Annotated in this window: 21 protein-coding genes; 11 read left to right on the plus strand and 10 right to left on the minus strand. The window is 71.0% G+C overall.

The window, feature by feature from the left end; genetic code table 11:
• Positions 1 to 23 precede the first annotated feature (23 nt).
• Positions 24 to 914, plus strand: coding sequence for a 1,4-dihydroxy-2-naphthoate polyprenyltransferase (locus BM204_RS11690; protein ID WP_091113427.1), 891 nt, complete (start codon positions 24 to 26; stop codon positions 912 to 914).
• Between the two features lie 39 nt (positions 915 to 953).
• Positions 954 to 1,088, plus strand: coding sequence for a hypothetical protein (locus tag BM204_RS23260; protein WP_256215655.1), 135 nt, complete (start codon positions 954 to 956; stop codon positions 1,086 to 1,088).
• 17 nt (positions 1,089 to 1,105) lie between these two features.
• On the opposite strand, the gene BM204_RS11695 is transcribed toward BM204_RS23260, so the two are convergent.
• A complete protein-coding gene (locus tag BM204_RS11695; protein ID WP_091113597.1) occupies positions 1,106 to 1,399 on the minus strand; it encodes a DUF4229 domain-containing protein in 294 nt (97 codons plus the stop codon).
• 44 nt (positions 1,400 to 1,443) lie between these two features.
• On the opposite strand from BM204_RS11695, the gene BM204_RS11700 reads away from it, so the two are divergent.
• A complete protein-coding gene (locus tag BM204_RS11700; RefSeq protein WP_091113428.1) occupies positions 1,444 to 1,686 on the plus strand; it encodes a hypothetical protein in 243 nt (80 codons plus the stop codon).
• Here BM204_RS11700 and ccsB read toward each other — a convergent pair.
• Genes ccsB through hemL form a run of 6 tightly spaced genes read right to left on the minus strand, consistent with a single transcriptional unit; the run spans position 1,683 to position 7,645 of the window.
• Positions 1,683 to 2,723 (minus strand): c-type cytochrome biogenesis protein CcsB, encoded by a 1,041-nt coding sequence (ccsB, locus tag BM204_RS11705; RefSeq protein ID WP_091113431.1) that lies wholly within the window; start codon positions 2,721 to 2,723, stop codon positions 1,683 to 1,685. The genes BM204_RS11700 and ccsB overlap by 4 nt on opposite strands.
• Positions 2,720 to 4,294 carry a cytochrome c biogenesis protein ResB gene (gene resB, locus BM204_RS11710; protein ID WP_246166260.1) on the minus strand — a complete coding sequence of 525 codons (1,575 nt, stop codon included), beginning with the start codon at positions 4,292 to 4,294 and terminating at the stop codon, positions 2,720 to 2,722. The genes ccsB and resB overlap by 4 nt, the downstream gene beginning before the upstream one ends.
• A complete protein-coding gene (locus BM204_RS11715) occupies positions 4,291 to 5,052 on the minus strand; it encodes a cytochrome c biogenesis CcdA family protein (protein WP_091113433.1) in 762 nt (253 codons plus the stop codon). Before BM204_RS11715 ends, resB begins: the two co-directional genes overlap by 4 nt.
• Positions 5,045 to 5,635 (minus strand): TlpA family protein disulfide reductase, encoded by a 591-nt coding sequence (locus BM204_RS11720; RefSeq protein ID WP_091113435.1) that lies wholly within the window; start codon positions 5,633 to 5,635, stop codon positions 5,045 to 5,047. Before BM204_RS11720 ends, BM204_RS11715 begins: the two co-directional genes overlap by 8 nt.
• Before the next feature lies 1 nt (position 5,636).
• A complete protein-coding gene (locus BM204_RS11725; protein ID WP_091113438.1) occupies positions 5,637 to 6,317 on the minus strand; it encodes a histidine phosphatase family protein in 681 nt (226 codons plus the stop codon).
• Complete coding sequence (hemL, locus tag BM204_RS11730) at positions 6,314 to 7,645, minus strand: glutamate-1-semialdehyde 2,1-aminomutase (protein ID WP_091113440.1); 1,332 nt, start codon at positions 7,643 to 7,645, stop codon at positions 6,314 to 6,316. Before hemL ends, BM204_RS11725 begins: the two co-directional genes overlap by 4 nt.
• A 223-nt stretch (positions 7,646 to 7,868) precedes the next feature.
• On the opposite strand from hemL, the gene BM204_RS11735 reads away from it, so the two are divergent.
• The gene (locus BM204_RS11735) at positions 7,869 to 9,068 is read left to right on the plus strand and encodes a lytic transglycosylase domain-containing protein (protein ID WP_246166259.1); all 1,200 of its coding nucleotides are present in this window, start codon (positions 7,869 to 7,871) and stop codon (positions 9,066 to 9,068) included.
• 151 nt (positions 9,069 to 9,219) lie between these two features.
• The gene (locus tag BM204_RS11745) at positions 9,220 to 10,194 is read left to right on the plus strand and encodes a hypothetical protein (protein ID WP_170259175.1); all 975 of its coding nucleotides are present in this window, start codon (positions 9,220 to 9,222) and stop codon (positions 10,192 to 10,194) included.
• On the opposite strand, the gene BM204_RS11750 is transcribed toward BM204_RS11745, so the two are convergent.
• Positions 10,151 to 10,702 carry a GNAT family N-acetyltransferase gene (locus BM204_RS11750; RefSeq protein ID WP_091113449.1) on the minus strand — a complete coding sequence of 184 codons (552 nt, stop codon included), beginning with the start codon at positions 10,700 to 10,702 and terminating at the stop codon, positions 10,151 to 10,153. The two genes, BM204_RS11745 and BM204_RS11750, sit on opposite strands and share 44 nt — an antisense overlap.
• 86 nt (positions 10,703 to 10,788) lie before the next feature.
• Here BM204_RS11750 and BM204_RS11755 point away from each other — a divergent pair, with 86 nt between their 5' ends.
• The gene (locus BM204_RS11755; RefSeq protein WP_091113452.1) at positions 10,789 to 11,460 is read left to right on the plus strand and encodes a PaaI family thioesterase; all 672 of its coding nucleotides are present in this window, start codon (positions 10,789 to 10,791) and stop codon (positions 11,458 to 11,460) included.
• A gap of 24 nt (positions 11,461 to 11,484) precedes the next feature.
• On the opposite strand, the gene BM204_RS11760 is transcribed toward BM204_RS11755, so the two are convergent.
• Positions 11,485 to 12,963 carry an NAD(P)/FAD-dependent oxidoreductase gene (locus BM204_RS11760; protein ID WP_091113455.1) on the minus strand — a complete coding sequence of 493 codons (1,479 nt, stop codon included), beginning with the start codon at positions 12,961 to 12,963 and terminating at the stop codon, positions 11,485 to 11,487.
• A gap of 257 nt (positions 12,964 to 13,220) precedes the next feature.
• On the opposite strand from BM204_RS11760, the gene BM204_RS11765 reads away from it, so the two are divergent.
• Genes BM204_RS11765 through BM204_RS11775 form a run of 3 tightly spaced genes read left to right on the plus strand, consistent with a single transcriptional unit; the run spans position 13,221 to position 14,847 of the window.
• Positions 13,221 to 14,114, plus strand: a complete 894-nt coding sequence (locus BM204_RS11765) for an ATP-binding protein (protein WP_246166258.1) — start codon at positions 13,221 to 13,223, stop codon at positions 14,112 to 14,114.
• Complete coding sequence (locus tag BM204_RS11770) at positions 14,111 to 14,524, plus strand: fluoride efflux transporter FluC (protein WP_091113460.1); 414 nt, start codon at positions 14,111 to 14,113, stop codon at positions 14,522 to 14,524. The genes BM204_RS11765 and BM204_RS11770 overlap by 4 nt, the downstream gene beginning before the upstream one ends.
• A complete protein-coding gene (locus BM204_RS11775; protein WP_091113461.1) occupies positions 14,521 to 14,847 on the plus strand; it encodes a fluoride efflux transporter FluC in 327 nt (108 codons plus the stop codon). Before BM204_RS11770 ends, BM204_RS11775 begins: the two co-directional genes overlap by 4 nt.
• Here the strand turns inward: BM204_RS11775 and BM204_RS11780 are convergent.
• Entirely contained in the window at positions 14,838 to 15,194 is a 357-nt protein-coding gene (locus tag BM204_RS11780) for a metallopeptidase family protein (RefSeq protein ID WP_091113463.1), read from the minus strand. The two genes, BM204_RS11775 and BM204_RS11780, sit on opposite strands and share 10 nt — an antisense overlap.
• Before the next feature lie 300 nt (positions 15,195 to 15,494).
• Here BM204_RS11780 and BM204_RS11785 point away from each other — a divergent pair, with 300 nt between their 5' ends.
• Positions 15,495 to 16,046: a zinc finger domain-containing protein gene (locus BM204_RS11785; RefSeq protein WP_091113467.1), complete on the plus strand. Its 552-nt coding sequence runs from the start codon at positions 15,495 to 15,497 to the stop codon at positions 16,044 to 16,046.
• Entirely contained in the window at positions 16,046 to 16,354 is a 309-nt protein-coding gene (locus BM204_RS11790; protein WP_143099736.1) for a hypothetical protein, read from the plus strand. The genes BM204_RS11785 and BM204_RS11790 overlap by 1 nt, the downstream gene beginning before the upstream one ends.
• Positions 16,355 to 16,408 lie beyond the last annotated feature (54 nt).

Genomic DNA, 16,408 nt, shown 5'->3' on the forward strand with positions numbered 1-16,408 from the left:
CGCCCAAGGCAGAATCGTTCCCCGTGGCTACCTCCGCTGACTGGCTCGCCGGCGCGCGCCCGCGCACCCTCCCCGCTGCGGTCGCGCCCGTCCTCGCCGGCACCGGCGTGGCGGCGTACGCCGGAGCGTGGGACGAGTGGCAAGGCGTCTGGTGGAAGGCCCTCCTCGCCCTGGTGGTGAGCCTCGCGCTCCAGGTGGCCGTCAACTACGCCAATGACTACTCCGACGGCATCCGCGGCACCGACGACGACCGGGTCGGCCCGATGCGCCTAGTCGGCTCGGGCGCCGCGACCCCGGCCGCGGTCAAGCGGGCCGCGTTCCTCGCGTTCGGTGTCGCGGGCGTGGCCGGGCTGGTCCTCGCCGCCAGCACCGCCTGGTGGCTGGTCGCCGTGGGCGCGGTGTCCGTGGTCGCCGCCTGGTACTACACCGGCGGGTCCACTCCCTACGGCTACCTCGGCCTGGGCGAGGTCATGGTCTTCGTGTTCTTCGGACTGGTCGCCGTCATCGGCACGACCTACGTCCAGACCGAGACCTGGGTCTGGCCGGCCCTCTACGCCGGGATCGGCGTCGGGGCGCTGGCCTGCGCGATCCTCGTCGTCAACAACCTGCGCGACATCCCCACCGACACCGCAGCGGGCAAGCGCACGCTCGCCGTACGGCTCGGCGACGGCCGCACCCGCGCGCTCTACCTGCTGCTCGTCCTCGCCGCCGCGGTCGCCGTGGTGGCGGTCGCGGGCGCCACGACCTGGTGGGCACTGGTCGCGCTGGCATTCCTCGCCGTGGCGCTGCCCGCGGTGCGCACCGTGACGGACGGCGCCACCGGGCCCGACCTGATCCCGGTGCTGCAGCAGACCGGCCTCGCCGAGCTGGTCTGGGCCGCACTCGTCGCGGCCGCACTCGTCCTCCGCAGCTGAGCCGAGCGGCACTGCGGGGCCCGACGTAGGGTCGAGGACATGTGGTTCCTGATCCTCGTCCTGCTCGTGGCCGCCGCGTTCGTCGCCTACAAGATGCGCGTGCCACTCCTCGCCAGGATCCTCGGCCAGTCCGAGGGGCGGGTGAACCGCCAGCTCAACCGTCGCAAGGACTGAGCCTCGCGGGGTGCTCCTCAGGGACGGTCGGCGGACGCCTCGTCCTGGGCGTCCTCGGCGTCCTCCTTGGCCTTCATCTCGGCGAGCCGGGTCGAGGCCGCCCGTGCCCGGTCGTCGACGCGGCGGGCAAAGGCCTCGCGCTGGCGGTTGAGGAGGAAGTAGGAACCGATCCCACTGGCGACGAAAGCGATCACGACGACCCACGTGACGTTCACCTGGTCGGACAGCGCGGCCCACACCCCGAAGACGATCGCGAACGATCCGACGAAGAGGGCGAGACGCAGGGCGGTGTAGACGAGGAACTCCTTCACACCGCCAGGGTAGTTCGTGACCACTAGGCCCCTACTCTGGAGGGGTGCTCAAGTTCCTGCTCTTCGTCGTCGTGTTCGCCCTGGCGACCTACTACGTCGTCCGTCTCCTGCAGCAGCGCAGCGCCGGGGGTGGTGGCGGGCGACCGCAGGTGAAGCGTCCGCGTCGCCCCCAGCCACCACCGCGCATGGTCGCGCCCGACGACGACGAGGACTTCCTGCGCGACCTGGAGCGCAAGCGCCGTCGCAAGGACGCCGACGACCCCGAGACGGGTCCCTCCACCAGCTAGCGCTGGCCGACCGGCTGGCCGACCGGCTGGCCGACCGGCTGCACGACCGACGGGGCGCTGTCGGCGTAGGAGTGCTGGCTGGTGGTGGAGAAGAAGTTGATCCCGATGAAGTTGAACCACAACGTCGCCAGCCCGACGAGGGCCAGGATCGCGGCGTTCTTGCCCTTCCACCCCGCGGTCGAGCGGGCGTGCAGGTAGGCGGCGTAGACCACCCAGGTGATGAATGCCCACACCTCCTTGGGGTCCCAGTTCCAGTAGGACGACCACGCCTCGTGCGCCCAGATCGGTCCGGTGATCAGGACCGCAAAGGTCCAGACAGGGAAGCCGAAGGCGTGGATCCGGTAGGAGACCCGGTCCAGGGTGGCGAGCGAGGGCACCCGCGCGAGCGGCCCGGTGGCGATGTCACCCTTGCGGTTCTTGACCAGCCACATCGCCGAGGTCATGCCGCCCAGCGTGAACGCACCGGTGGCGATCACGGCCGCGACGACGTGGATCACGAGCCAGTACGAGTTGAGTGCCTCGGTCAGCGGGGTGACCGCACTGTGCAGCCAGATCACCGCGACCATCAGCATCGACAGCACGAAGGCCACCACGATCGGAGCCATCCACGACAGCGCGAAGCGGCGGTAGAGCACGAGGTACATCAGCGTCACGACGAACGTGCCGGAGAGGGTGAACTCATACATGTTGCCCCAGGGCACCCGGTTGGGGTCGGCGGCCATGCCGCGACCCACGAGGGAGGTCAGGTGGACCACGGCCGCGATCATCGTGAGCAGCAGCCCCAGGCGGCCGAAGAGGGCGACCCGCTGGCGGGACTCCTCCGTGCCGCTGCCGGCTCCCTCCGTGGGCCCGGTGGCGACGGCGACGGCGCCGACCGCCGCACGGGAGCGGGTGGAGGACGCCGCGGCGGCGTCGACCGGGACGGTGCCCCGCAGCGACGACCACTCGACGAGGTGCGCCAGCAGGGCGAGGAAGTAGACGACCCCGCTCACGCCGATCGCCTGGTCGCTGAGGGTCTCCCACGCGGCGTTGGTCATTGCTTCTCCTCGACTCGGGGTGGTGCGGAGCGCAGCTCGTCCACGATCTCCTCCAGCACCGGGGCCACGTCGCCCCCGCCGCCGGAGCGGTCGAGGGCTGCAACCTCGACCATGGTGACACTGCCGTCCTGGTGGGAGCCGGCCCGAGCCCGCACCCAGACCCGGCGGGGCCGGATGAACAGCGACCCGCACATGCCGATCAGCGCCAGCACGACGCCGACCAGGGCGATCTCCTTGCCGGGCGTCTGGCTGAACTGGATGCGGGTCCAGGGCTGGACGCTGTCGAAGGTGACGGTGCCGAGACCGTCGGGCAGGGTCGCGGTCTCCCCGATCGACAGGTCCAGCCGCAGAGGCTTCCCCTCGTTGTCGAGCACCTGCGTCGCGTTGGCCTTGTCGAGCACGTAGACCGACTGGGACGTCGGCACGTCGAGGCCGAGGTCGCCGGTGTAGACCGACAACGACAGCAACGGGTTGAGGTCGTCGGGGTAGATCGTCAGCGGGTTGCCCTCGACCAGCTCGAAGGTCGGGTAGAGGAGCCCTTCGAGGCCGATCTGCCCGGGCTGCGCGTCGGGTGACTTCACGACGCCGAAGGACAGGAAGCTCTGGTCCTGGGGAAGGAACGGCGTGGGCCCGCTGTAGACCTCGTTGCCGTCACCGTCGGTCACGGTGATGACCGGGGCATAACCGTGGCCGATCAGGAAGACGTCGGTGTCGCCGATGCTCAGCGGGTGGTTGACCCGCAGGTCGTAGAACTGCTCCTCGGCGCCCGGCTCGTCGGTGTAGGTCAGTCCGGCGTCGAACGCCCGCGCCAGGACGCCACGGTTGGTGCGCTGCCACTCGACGTCGAAGGAGTCGAAGGAGAAGACGAACGGGTCCATCTGGTCGGCCGAGAACAGCGAGCCCGGCTCGAAGTCGTCGTACTGGCTGATGGTGTTGGCGAAGGTCGAGCCCTGCGCGATCACGGCACCGCCTCGGAAGCCGAAGAGGCTGCCCAGCGCGAAGCCCACCAGCACCACCACGACCGACAGGTGGAAGACCAGGTTGCCGACCTCGCGCAGGTAGCCGCGCTCGGCGCTGACGTAGTCGGAGCCGTTCTCGGCCGGCCGCAGCCGGTAGCCGCGCCCCTTGAGCACCTCGCGTGCGCGCTGGAGCACCTCCTCCACGCTCGCGTCGCTGTCGTACGACGCGTGGTCGGGCAGGCGGGTCAGGTTGCGGGGGGCAATGGGCGGGGGGGTCCGGATGGCGCGGAGGTAGACGAAGGTCCGCGGGATGATGCAGCCCACGAGCGAGACCATCAGCAGGATGTAGATCGCGCTGAACCACGGCGAGTCGTAGACCGAGAAGAGGCTGAGCTTCTCGTAGACCGGCGTCAGCGTCGGGTGGTCGGCTTGCCAGCGCGAGGTCTTGAGGGAGTCGACGCCCTCCTGCGGGATCACCGAGCCGGGCACGGCCGCCAGTGCGAGCATCAGCAGCAGGATCAGCGCCGTGCGCATCGAGGTGAGCTGGCGCCACAGCCAACGACCCAGCTCACGCGGGTTCAGGTCGGCGCCGGTGGGCTTGTCGGCGCTCACACACTCACCTCGAAGTCGCTGATCAGCCGGACCTGGATCCAGGTCACGGCGCTGTCCCAGAGCCCGCTCACGAGCAGGAGGCCGACCACGACCAGCATGAGTCCACCGAAGCGGGTGACCCACGCCTGGTGCCGCCGGACGAAGGCGATCGCGCCCAGGGCACGGGTGTACGCCAGACCCAGCAGGATGAACGGCAAGCCGAGGCCGAGTGCGTAGATCGCCGCGAGCAGCGCGCCACGACCGGCGGTCGCCTCGTTGATCGACAGGGTCGAGATGGCGCCCAGCGTGGGGCCGATGCAGGGCGTCCAGCCGAGGCCGAAGAGAATGCCGAGGAAGGGGGCCGCAGCCAGCCCGACGGCTGGGACCTTGTGCACCCGCCACTCGCGCTGGAGGAACGGGATCAGACCTGCGAAGGCCAGCCCGAAGACGATGGTGAGCACGCCGAGCACCACGGTGATCTCGCGCTGCCAGGTGCGCAGCCAGAAGCCGACCGCCCCCGTGGCCGCACCGATGCTGACGAAGACCAGCGCGAAGCCGAGCACGAACAGCACCGAGCCGAGGAACATCCGGCCCCGGTGGGCGTCGCCCTCACCGGAGGCGAGGTCGGCGCCGGAGAGCCCGGTGGCGTAGGAGAGGTAGCCGGGCAGCAGCGGGATCACGCACGGCGAGAAGAACGACACCAGCCCCGCGACCAGCGCGACGGGCACGGCCAGCGCGAGGGAGCCGCTCGCGGCCTGGGTCTGGAACCAGTCACCCATCCTCGGCCTGCACCTCCTCGACCAGCTCGGTCAGTGTCAGGGCCGAGGTGAGGGCGCCGGCGACGACCGCGGCGACGCGGCCCTCGCGGTCGAGCACGATCGTGACGGGAGGGGAGCGCGGCGCGAAGCGCCCCAGGCCCAGCAGGGCCTCGCTCGCCTGGTCGTGGATCGAGGGGTACTCGATGCCGGACTTCCGCTCGAAGGCCAGCGCGGGCGCGACCTCCTCGCGGATGTTGACCCCCACGAACGGCACGTCGAGCTCCTCGTCCGCCTCGACGAGGAACGGCACCTCCGTGCGGCACGGCGGGCACCAGGAGCCCCAGACGTTCACGACGACAACCTCGCCCCGCAGGTCGGCCACGTCGAGCGGCTCCCCCTCGAGGGTGTCGCCGGCCAGCTCGATCGGCTCCTCACGGTCCTCGACCGCGATCTGCGCGATGGCACCGCTCTGCTCGACGTAGCCGCCGTCCCCGGTCCCGCGCAAGCTCGAGCAGCCGGAGGCCACCAGCAGGACGACGAGCAGCACCGCTGCCCGTCGTTGGACGGGGCGCGCAGCGTGGGCAGGGGCCGTCGGAGGCGTCATGTCAGGGCCGCTTCTCCTCGGGCGCTCCCCCGGCGGAGAACGGCGCCTTCTTGTCCCCGGTCGGGATCAGGTCACCCGCGGGCTCGCTGTAGGAGACCTGGGTCAGCCGGTCGCCGACGAAGTGGAAGGACGTGAGCGAGGTCAGCGTGCACTGACGCTTGCGCGGGTCATGGAGGAACGAGCGCTTCTCGACGTGCAGGCGCGTGGTCCAGATGGGCAGCTGGTGCGAGACCAGCACGGCCTCGTGGCCGGTCGCGGCGATGCGCGCGTCGTGCACCCCGGCCATCATCCTGGCCACGATGTCGGCGTAGGGCTCTCCCCACGAGGGCTTCCACGGGTTGTAGAGGTACTTCCAGTTCTTCGGCTTCTTCAGCGTGCCGTCGCCCTGCCCGAAGCGCTTGCCCTCGAAGACGTTCGTCGACTCGATGATCCGCTCGTCGATGGTCATGTCGAGTCCCCGCAGGAGCGCCAGCGGCGCAGCGGTCTCCTGCGCCCGTTCGAGCGGCGAGACGCGCAGGTGCACGATGTCGCGGTCCTTGATCGTGTCGGCGACCTTCTCGGCCATCTGCTTGCCGAGCTCGGAGAGGTGGAAGCCGTCACGACGGCCATAGAGCACGCCGTCAGGGTTGTGCACCTCGCCGTGGCGCATGAGGTGGACGATCGTGTCGGGGATCTGGCTCATCGGGCTCCTCCGGCAGCAGCGGCTGCGCTCGCGGCGTGGGGCAGGGCGTCCAGGACGGTCTGGATCGCCCGGTCGTCATGGGCGGAGGACAGGAACCACGCCTCGTACGCCGACGGCGGCAGGTAGACACCTCGCTCCAGCATCGCGTGGAAGAAGGCGGCGTAGGCCACACCGTCGGTGCGGGAGGCGGCCGCGAAGTCACGCACCGGGCCGTCGGCGGGGTCGGTGAAGAAGACGGAGAACATCGTGCCGGCGGACTGCACGACGTGCGGCGCGCCTGCAGCCGTCAGCGCGTCGGTGGTCGCCTGCTTGATGACGTCGCCCACGGACGTGATGTGGGTGTAGACCTCGTCGGTCGCCAGGCGCAGCGTCGTGAGGCCGGCCGTGGTGGCGATCGGGTTCCCCGAGAGGGTGCCGGCCTGGTAGACGGGGCCTTCGGGCGCCAGGTGGGACATCACGTCGGCGCGACCGCCGAAGGCCGCGGCCGGGAAGCCACCGCCCATCACCTTGCCGAAGGTCATCAGGTCGGGGGTCCAGCCCTCGACGGCGCCGTCGATTCCCCAGTAGCCGGTGCGCGAGGCCCGGAAGCCGGTCATCACCTCGTCGGTGACGAACAGCGCCCCGTGCCGGGTGCAGATGTCGGCGAGGAAGCCGTTGAAGCCGGGCCCGGGAGGGACGACACCCATGTTGCCGGCGGCGGCCTCGGTGATGAGGCAGGCGATCCGATCACCGTGCTCGGCGAACGCGGCCTCGACCGCAGCCCGGTCGTTGTAGGGCAGGACCAGCGTCAGGGCGGTCGACGACTCCGGCACACCGGGCGTGCCGGGCACCGCGAAGGTCGCCAGGCCCGAGCCGGCGGAGGCCAGCAGCGAGTCGACGTGACCGTGGTAGCAACCGGCGAACTTCACCACGACGTCGCGCCCGGTGAAGCCACGCGCCAGCCGGATCGCCGACATGGTGGCCTCGGTGCCGGAGGAGACGAAGCGGACCTTGTCGACCGGGGTGCGGTCGACGATCTCCTCGGCCAGCATGACCTCGGGCTCCGTCGGGGTGCCGTACGACGTGCCCCGCGCGACCGCGGCGGTCACGGCTGCCACGACCTCGGGGTGCGCGTGGCCCAGGAGCATCGGCCCCCAGGAGCAGATCAGGTCGACGTAGTCGACGCCGTCGACGTCGGTCAGCCAGGCGCCGGTCGCGGAGCGGATGAAGCGCGGGGTCCCGCCGACCGCATCGAAGGCCCGGACCGGGGAGTTGACCCCGCCGGGCGTCACCGCCTTGGCCCTCGCGAAGAGGGCGCCGGACGTGGGTGCAGGGTCGGCCGTGGTCACCGGATCATTGTCGCCGAGGGACCCCAGCGGGCAGCATCCGCGCCCGACTGCTGAGCGCGATCGTGTGACGCACACCACGGTCACGTACCATGGGTCACGCCTACTACCTTCGCGTTCCAGCACGACGATTTACCCTCCGGCCGTAACTTGACCGTGACACGATTCGTTGGGTTAGCACAGCCGGCCGGTGGGAAGCATGGCTGCAACTACAGGGGAGATGTCCATGTCCGCCAAACGCTTTGGCCGCACGCAGAAAGCAACGGCGATCCTGCCGCTCGCACTGCTGTCGGCCGCCTGGACCGCCAGCCTCGCCGGCGTCGGTCCGACCACCACGGTCTCTGCACCGACCACCACCGAGTCCACCTCGCTGCCCGACGGCACGAGCGTGCCGACCGAGGCGATCGAGGCTCCGGCCTCCGTCAGCGGTGGCCAGCTCGGCGGCGGGGCCGGCGGCAACACCGCACAGATCATCGCGACCTCCTCCACCAACGGCATCCCCTCCGCCGCGCTCGCCGCCTACCAGCGCGCCGAGACGGTCATCAACTCCGCCGACAAGACCTGCAACCTGTCCTGGCAGCTCGTCGCCGCCATCGGCCGCGTCGAGTCCGACCACGGCCGCTACGCCGGCAACGCCCTGAACAACGACGGCATCGCCACCCCCGGCATCTACGGCATCGCGCTCAACGGCAAGAACAACACCGCCGTCATCCGCGACACCGACGCCGGCCTCTACGACAACGACCAGGTCTTCGACCGCGCCGTCGGCCCGATGCAGTTCATCCCCTCGACCTGGTCGGTCGTCGGCGTGGACGCCGACGGCGACGCCCAACGCAACCCCCAGGACATCGACGACGCCGCCCTGGCGACCGCGGTCTACCTCTGCTCCGGCAACGACGACCTTGCGACCCTGACCGGCCAGCGCGCCTCGGTCTACCGGTACAACCACTCCCAGTCCTACGTCGACCTCGTGCTCTCCATCATGGAGAACTACATGTCCGGCGACTACACCTCGGTGCCCAACTCCACCACCGCGGCCGGCTACATCGTCCCCGACCCCGGCTACACCGCACCCGGCAATGGCGGCGGCAACGGCGGCGGCAACACCGGCAACATCAAGCCCGAGCCCTCCGGCGGGTCCACCACCCCCTCCGCACCCGAGACCGACCAACCCGCCCCCGACAACGGCGGCAGCACCGGCGGCGACAACGGCGGCGGCGACAACCCGCTCCCCGTCCCCGAGGAGAACCCGGTCCCGCTGCCCTCGGTCAGCGTCCCCCCGCTGCCCTCGACCCAGGTCGAGCCCGTCGACAACATCCTCACCCTCGCCCAAGCGATCGTCCAGTGCACCCTCGACGGCTACGTCGACAACATCCTCAAGAGCGACGACCCGTTCGACCAGTGCGTCAAGGACTACACCAGCTGATCGCCCTCCGACCCACGACGAGCCCCGGCCCGAGGCCGGGGCTCGTCGCACGTCGGAGCCGCGTCACCCGCAGCACTGCCCTGGGCCCACTACGCCTCCGAGCTGCGCAAAGTCCCTCGCGAACCCGATCGGAGGCGTAGTTTTGACTGCCATGGAGGACCCGACACCGTCGAGTGGCGAGCCTGCCGGCGAGCTGTTCGACCGATGGCTCTCCCACCACGAGGGCGGCGCCACCGAGACCCGGCCGGCGGTCGGCCCGGCCACCCCCGACGCGGCGCTCGAGGCCGAGCAGGTGGCCCTGGCCGTGCGGCTCGCCGAGGAAGCGCGCGTGGCGCACCAGGCCACCGCCGCGGTCGCCAGCACCGTCGCCGTCGCCGTCACGACACCCGAGGCACCCGGGGCACCCGGGGCACCCGGGGCACCCGGGGCACCCGCGGCACCCGGGGCACCCGCGGCACCGCCCGAGGAGCCCTTGAGCTGGTCGAGCGGCTCGCCGGTCATCCGCCTTGCCCGACGCCTGCGCCGGGCGAGGCCCGCGCCCGCGCCCACCACCGGGGAGGACTCCTCCCCACCCCGGGTCACGCTCGTGCAGGCCAGCATCCCCGCCGTGCGCACCCCACCCCCGACCACTCCCCCGCCGGCGACTCCCGCGACCCCGGCGACACCCGGGACGGCGTTCACGGGCGGCAACGGCAGCGGCAACGTGGTGTTCAAACCCCGCACGGGCGCTCGCCGCTTGGTCGGGCTCCTGCTGCTCGCGTCCCTCGCCGCGACGGCCCTTGCCGGCTACGAGGCCTACGACGTCCGCACGACCAACACGATCGCCGTCGCCGCCACCCTCGGCGCGCTCACCCTCGTGCTGTGGGCCCTGCGGGCCGGCTCGTCCGCGCCGCGGCTCAGCGTGACCAACGGCCAGCTCGAGGTGCTCGGGCCCGCGGGGCGCTTCGTCTTCGACCTGGACAGCCCCTACACCCCGATCGAGGTGGTCGGCACGGCCGGCAAGCGCGGCTGGAAGGTGCTCTTCCTGCGCCGAGGGATGTCGCCGTTCGTGATCGACTCCTCCATGGTCGACCCGGCCGAGTTCACGACCGTGCTGCGTCGCCACCGTCCGGAGCGGACCGACTGACGTCGTCGGTCGGCAGCCAATAGCGTCGCTTGCCGTTGCGGGAGTCCTCGTGGCGCCCACCGGCGCCCTCGATCGTGCCCCGTGAGCCCTCGTTGTCCTCGTCGCAGGTGACCAGGGCATGCTCGATGCCGAGTGCGGCCGCCTCGTCCAGGGCGAGCACCAGCGCCCGTGAGGCGTGCCCCTCCCGTCGCCGCGAGGGCCGCACGGAGTAGCCGATGTGGCCTCCCTCCTGGAGCAACCAGTCGTTGAGCACGTGGCGCAGCGCCAGGAACCCGACGACCTCGCGACCGTCGGTGATCCAGGAGAACGAGCAGGCCACCCAGTCCTGGCGGATCGGGGTGCCGGCCGCGGAGCGCAACCACGCGGCGTAGGCGGCACAGCCCTGCTCGTCGTACGCCGGCGCGGGGTCGCCGAGGCCGGAGCCGTGCGGGTAGTCGGTGCCGAACTCCAGCATCGCCGCCGCCCAGGAGGCGTGCCAGCGGACATCGGGGGTGACGAGCTCGGTCATGTCCTGATTGCACCAAACCGCCCCGGGGCACTGGCCACCGGATTCTGTGCACCACGAAAAACTGGAACGTGTTCTAGACTCCGCCCGTGACCGGATACGTCAAGGACGACCTCGACCTCGAGGAGGTGGAACGCCAGAAGGCGCTCTACGGCCCCTTCGCCCAGTCGGTGCGTGAGCTGGTGGACGTGGCCATCCGCACCACCGTCGACGACGACGAGATCCGACGAGCGCAGGGCGAGATCGAGGCGATCGTGTCCCGCCTGCGCACCAGCCAGCTGGACGGCCCGTACGGCGTGCGGTTCGGCGCCGAGGGCCGCGGACGGCCGTGGGGCAACACGGTCGTGGGGCTGCGCAACGGCGCGGCTCCCCCGCTGGTGATCGACCACGACGACACCGGCCGGGCCTGGTCGGACTTCCACCTGGGCGCGGCCTACGAGGGTCCGCCCGGGCTCGTGCACGGCGGCGTCTCGGCGCTGCTCCTGGACCAGATGCTCGGCGAGGCGGCCGGCGCCGGCGGCAAACCGGGCATGACCGGGACCTTGACGCTGGTCTACCGCCGGGGCACGCCGCTGGGCGACCTGCGGGCGGAGTCCTGGATCGAGCGCAGCGAGGGCATCAAGACCTGGGCCAAGGGCCACATCATCGGCCCCGAGGGCGTGACGGTCGAGGCGGAGGGGGTCTTCATCCTGCCGCGGTGGGCCCGAGCAGCGCTTGAGCGCCAGGACCCCGACAAGCCGACCCCCAGCTACTTCGAGTAGCCCGGGGACTTCGAGCCGTCCGGCTCAGCTGCTGGCGGGGTGCTTGACCCCACGCGCACCCGAGTCGGTGAGCCGGGCCTCTTCGAGGGCCTGCACCTCCAGCTCGTGGCGGCGGCTCTCGTCGAGCACCTGGCGTGCGGTGTCGTAGGCCCCAGGCGCGGACACGAGGTCGGTCGCGCCCCCTCGGAGCCGGCTGAGGGCTGCCCGGGCGAAGATCTGCTGCTCGGTCGTCGTGCGCTCGGAGCGACCGCGCCCCAGGAACGAGACGAACCAGTGCAGGACCGCGGTGACGCGGTTCTTGAAGCCGGTGATGTAGACGAGGTGCACGGCGAGCCACATCAGCCAGGCGGTGACGCCCGTCAGACGCAGCCGGCCGACCATCGCGACCGCGCGGAAGCGGCTGATGATCGCCATGGAGCCCTTGTCGAAGTAGCGGAACGGCGCCTGGGCGGGCTTGCCCTTGAGTCGGTTGTCGATCTCCTTGGCGGCGTACTTGGCGCCCTGGATGGCCACCTGGGCCACGCCGGGGAGGTTGTCGAGGGCGATCATGTCGCCGACGACGAACACCTCGGGGTGACCGGGCAGCGTCAGGTCGGGGTTGACGCCGATCCGGCCGGCGCGGTCGAGGGGAGCACCGGTCTGCTCCGCCAGGGTCTGCCCGAGCGAGCTGGCCTGCACGCCCGCGGCCCAGATCTTGGTGACGGTGTTGAGGCGCTCGACGCGGCCGTCCTTGTATTTCACCTCGAGGCCGCGCTCGTCGACATCGGTCACCATCGCGCCGAGCTGCACCTCGACGCCGAGCTTCTCGAGCTCGCGAGCGGTCCAGTCGCCGAGCTTGGCGCCGAACGGCGGCAGCACCTGCGGGGCGGCGTCGAGGAGGACGACGCGGGCGGTGCGGGTGTTGATGGCACGGAAGTCGCGCTTGAGGGTGCGGTGGGCGAGCTCGGCGATCTGGCCGGCCATCTCCACGCCGGTCGGGCCGGCGCCGACGACCACGAACGTCAGGAGGTGGTCGACGTTGTCGCCACGCTTGGCGCCGAGCTCGGCCATCTCGAAGGCGCCGAAGATGCGGCCGCGCAGCTCGAGGGCGTCGTCGATGCTCTTCATGCCGGGGGCGTATTCAGCGAACTGGTCGTTGCCGAAGTAGGACTGGCCCGCGCCGGCGGCGACGATCAGCGAGTCGTAGGGGTGGACGTGCTCGCGACCGAGGACGTGCGAAGTGACGACGCGCTTCTGCAGGTCGATGCCGGTGACCTCGCCCAGGAGCACCTGGACGTTCTTCTGACTGCTGAGGACCTCGCGGGTCGGGGGGGCGATCTCGCCCTCGGAGAGGATGCCCGTGGCCACCTGGTAGAGCAGGGGCTGGAAGAGGTGATGGGTCGTCTTGGCGACCATCGTGACGTCCACGTCGGTGCGCCGCAGGGCCTTGGTGCCGAACAGCCCCCCGAAGCCGGACCCGATCACCACGACCTGGTGGCGTGCACTGCTGGTCTCGGTGCTCATGGGCTGCTCCCGGGGGTCGGTGGGTCCTCGTAGTCATTGTCCAGTGACGCAACAACACTGACCAATCCCGGCTTCCGTCGTCTGTGTCACATGGCTGGACCACCTGGGTGGAGTGAGGAAAATTCAACGACATCAGGTTTGGTCCCACGACGCCCGGGGTAATCAGCCGACAGTTGCTCCACCCTGTCCCGTTGACGTCGGAGAATTCGTTGCCGTTGAACCGGCCAGCCCTGTCCTTGGGCACTGGGCCCCGGGGCGTGCAAGATGCACGCCGCTGGGTGGTCGACACATGTGCTGACATCGGCCGCGACGACCTCATCGAGTGCGCGGAGCTCGGCGTCTCGGAGCTGGTCACCAACGCCCTCCTCCACGGAGCCTCGCCGATCCAGGTGCGCGTGCGCGGCACCCTGGAGCATCCTCGCGTCGAGGTCCGCGACGGGTCGACGACCCCGCCGACGCTCCCGTCCAGCACCGAGCCGATCGACGAGGACGACCTGCTGCTGACCTTCGGGCGAGGGCTGAGCATCGTCGCCCGCAGCGCCGACGCCTGGGGAGCCGAGCTCGAGGACGACGGCAAGGTCGTCTGGTTCAACCCCGCGACCGGCTTCGCCGACGGTGACGGCATCGAGGGCACCATCACCGGCATCCTCGAGGGCCCGCGCGAGCAGCTCGCGGGCCAGGACCTCGTCGAGTTCGACATCCACGAGGTCCCGCTCACCTCCTACATCGCCTTCCAGCGCCACTACCGTGAGCTGCGCCGCGAGGTCCGGCTGCTCGCGCTGGCCCACGAGTCCGACTACCCGCTCGCCAAGAACCTCTCCGACCTGTTCGGCAGCCTGGAGCAGCCCCTGCGCGAGGGGATGGGTGCGGGGCAGATCGAGGCGGCGCTCGCGGTCGGCCAGACGAGCACCGACATCCATGTCGTGATGGACACCGAGTCAGCGACGACCGTGGGGCGCTTCATCGAGTTGCTCGACCTCGCCGACGCCTTCTGCCGCGAGGAACGCCTGCTCTCGCTGGCCCGCACCCCGGACCAGCAACGCTTCCAGGAGTGGTTCCTCGGTGAGCTCGTCCGCCAGACCAGCGGCGAGGACCCCCTGCCGTGGCGCGAGCCCAGCGCGCAGCAGCTCAGGCAGACTAGCGTCTCGTGACTCCCCTGCCGCCGCGCCTGATCGGTGCGGTGGCGCTCGGCGGGGCGGTGGGCGTCGTGCTCCGCTACGCCCTGGGCGAGCTGGTCCCCGACGGCGACGGCTTCCCGTGGACGACCTTCGCCATCAATGTCTCCGGGGCCTTCGCGCTGGCCCTGCTGCCCGCGCTCGCTCCCGTCCGACGGTCCCGGACGCTCGCGGTCGCCCTCGGGCCGGGCGTCCTCGGCGGCTACACGACCCTCTCCGCGACCTCCGAGCAGGGACGCAGCCTGCTGGACCAGGGGCGCCCCGCCCTCGCAGCGGCGTACCTCCTGGGGACGCTGGGGACCGCGCTGGTGGCGGTGGCGATCGCCGGGCACTGGTCGACCGCAGCCGAGCAGCGGGCGATCGCCGTCGAGGACGGTGACCGGTGACCGTGTTGCTGGTCGCCGTGGGTGGCGCCGTCGGCGCGACCCTGCGGTTCCTGGTCGGCCACCACCTCGACCGCGCCCTGCCCTTCGGCACCTTCCTGGTCAACGTGGTGGGCTCGTTCCTGCTCGGCCTCTTCACAGCCCTGTCCTTGACCGAGCCGCTGCTGGCGTTGCTGGGGACGGGCTTCTGCGGCGGCCTGACGACCTACAGCGCCTTCGCTGTGCAGACGCACACCCTGGGCCGCCGCGGCGCGCTCTACGCCGCTGTGACGGTGCTGGTGTCCCTCGGCGCGTGCGGGCTGGGCTTCTGGGTCGGTCAGGCGTAGCCGAGCTGGTGCAGCCGCTCGTCGTCGATGCCGAAGTGGTGGGCCACCTCGTGCACGACGGTGATCCGGACCTCCTCGACCAGCTCGGCCTCGTCGGCGCACATGTCGAGCAGGGGGCCGCGGAAGATGAAGATCCGGTCAGGGAGCTCGACGCCCATCGTCCCGTCGCGCGCGGTCAGCGCGACGCCGTCGTAGAGACCCAGGAGGTCGGCCGGCTCGTGAGCCGGCGGCTCGTCCTCGACGAGGACCACGACGTTGTGGACCAGCGCGGCCAGCTCCTCGGGGATGCCGTCGAGCGCACGGTCGACGAGCTCGTCGAAGCGCTCGGGGTCCATCTCGACGGGCATCCGGCCATTGTGCCCGCCACCCGGGCAGGCCCGGAAACGACAGCACGTCCCGGACCTGGTGGTCCGGGACGTGCTGTCTCTGCTGCTTGTGCGACCCCGACGGGACTCGAACTTCGGCGGCGCACGTAGCCGCCAGGTGCCCCCGGCCCCCTTGAGGTGCCGCCCAGGCGTGGACGACCCCAACACGAAGAGGGTTCGTAGCCCCGCGCTTCCGCCGATAGCCCCCGGGCCGTGACCACTTGCGTGACCAGCGCCGGGACAACCGTTCGGCGTCATCTCCAACCGGAAGGGACCACCCACATGAGCGCCACCACCCACGACCCGCTCTCAGCCGAGGCCGCGGTCACCAGGCCGAGCGTCGAGCGGGGCGCGCACCTCGAAGCAGGTGGCCAGGAGGTCGAGACCATCGTCATCCTGCGTCCCACCTCGATGGACGCAGCCGCGTGGCAGCAGCTCGGCCAGGCCGTCGACCACCTCGTGGCCACCGACCTCGTCGAGGTCCTCGCCGGCCTCCTGGCCAACGCTGCCCGTGGCGGTGTGGACATCGGCGACCTTCTCGGCGCCGCGTGCACCGAGGCGACGCGCCGGCTGCCGCGGGGCATGGCGCTGACCGACGCCCGGCCCGGATCGTGGGAGTCGGACCTCATCAATTCCCTGACGCACCCCGACGCTGTCGATGAGGGCCCGGTGGCCACGCCGCTCGACGTGGAGTGCGAGCGCTGCTGGGCGGCGGTCGGCGCGTCGTGCTTCAACCCGGTCACGTACGTCGACAACAAGCACCCGCACCGGGAGCGCGTCGAGCTCGCGCGCGGGGCGGTCTTCAGCACGACGTACGGCTGGGCGGGTTGGTGATGCCGACCCGAGACGAGTGCATCGACGCCGCCGGCCAGGCCTTGGCCTTCTCTCAGATGGCCATCGCACAGATGACCCCTCGCGAGCAGGCCGAAGCCGCCTGGCATCCCGGCGCCCCCTTTAGCGTCGACGAGCTCGAAGACCTCATCCGGCTCGGTCGGGGCCTGCCGAGCGCGCACCTTGAAGGCGCCGAGCTCCAGGACCTCCTGGACCGCGACCACCATCTGCGCCTCACACGCCGAGGCGTAGGTGGTCCCACCCGACGACGAGCTGTTGTCGACGACGAGAGCGAGGGGCACCTGGGCTAGTTCGGCGCTCGCGACGGGACGCGTCCCGCACCGTTCACCAGGTCCGCGCGGAGG

It is taken from the genome of Nocardioides psychrotolerans, from assembly GCF_900113685.1.
Taxonomy (GTDB): domain Bacteria; phylum Actinomycetota; class Actinomycetes; order Propionibacteriales; family Nocardioidaceae; genus Nocardioides; species Nocardioides psychrotolerans.

Excerpts from the sequence above, each read along its gene's own strand:
- BM204_RS23260 (WP_256215655.1), top strand. The coding sequence starts at position 954 with ATGTGGTTCCTGATCCTCGTCCTGCTCGTGGCCGCCGCGTTCGTCGCC.
- ccsB (WP_091113431.1), bottom strand. The coding sequence starts at position 2,723 with ATGACCAACGCCGCGTGGGAGACCCTCAGCGACCAGGCGATCGGCGTG.
- BM204_RS11715 (WP_091113433.1), bottom strand. The coding sequence starts at position 5,052 with ATGGGTGACTGGTTCCAGACCCAGGCCGCGAGCGGCTCCCTCGCGCTG.
- BM204_RS11720 (WP_091113435.1), bottom strand. The coding sequence starts at position 5,635 with ATGACGCCTCCGACGGCCCCTGCCCACGCTGCGCGCCCCGTCCAACGA.
- BM204_RS11725 (WP_091113438.1), bottom strand. The coding sequence starts at position 6,317 with ATGAGCCAGATCCCCGACACGATCGTCCACCTCATGCGCCACGGCGAG.
- BM204_RS11735 (WP_246166259.1), top strand. The coding sequence starts at position 7,869 with ATGTCCGCCAAACGCTTTGGCCGCACGCAGAAAGCAACGGCGATCCTG.
- BM204_RS11745 (WP_170259175.1), top strand. The coding sequence starts at position 9,220 with ATGGAGGACCCGACACCGTCGAGTGGCGAGCCTGCCGGCGAGCTGTTC.
- BM204_RS11750 (WP_091113449.1), bottom strand. The coding sequence starts at position 10,702 with ATGACCGAGCTCGTCACCCCCGATGTCCGCTGGCACGCCTCCTGGGCG.
- BM204_RS11760 (WP_091113455.1), bottom strand. The coding sequence starts at position 12,963 with ATGAGCACCGAGACCAGCAGTGCACGCCACCAGGTCGTGGTGATCGGG.
- BM204_RS11780 (WP_091113463.1), bottom strand. The coding sequence starts at position 15,194 with ATGCCCGTCGAGATGGACCCCGAGCGCTTCGACGAGCTCGTCGACCGT.
- BM204_RS11785 (WP_091113467.1), top strand. The coding sequence starts at position 15,495 with ATGAGCGCCACCACCCACGACCCGCTCTCAGCCGAGGCCGCGGTCACC.
- BM204_RS11790 (WP_143099736.1), top strand. The coding sequence starts at position 16,046 with ATGCCGACCCGAGACGAGTGCATCGACGCCGCCGGCCAGGCCTTGGCC.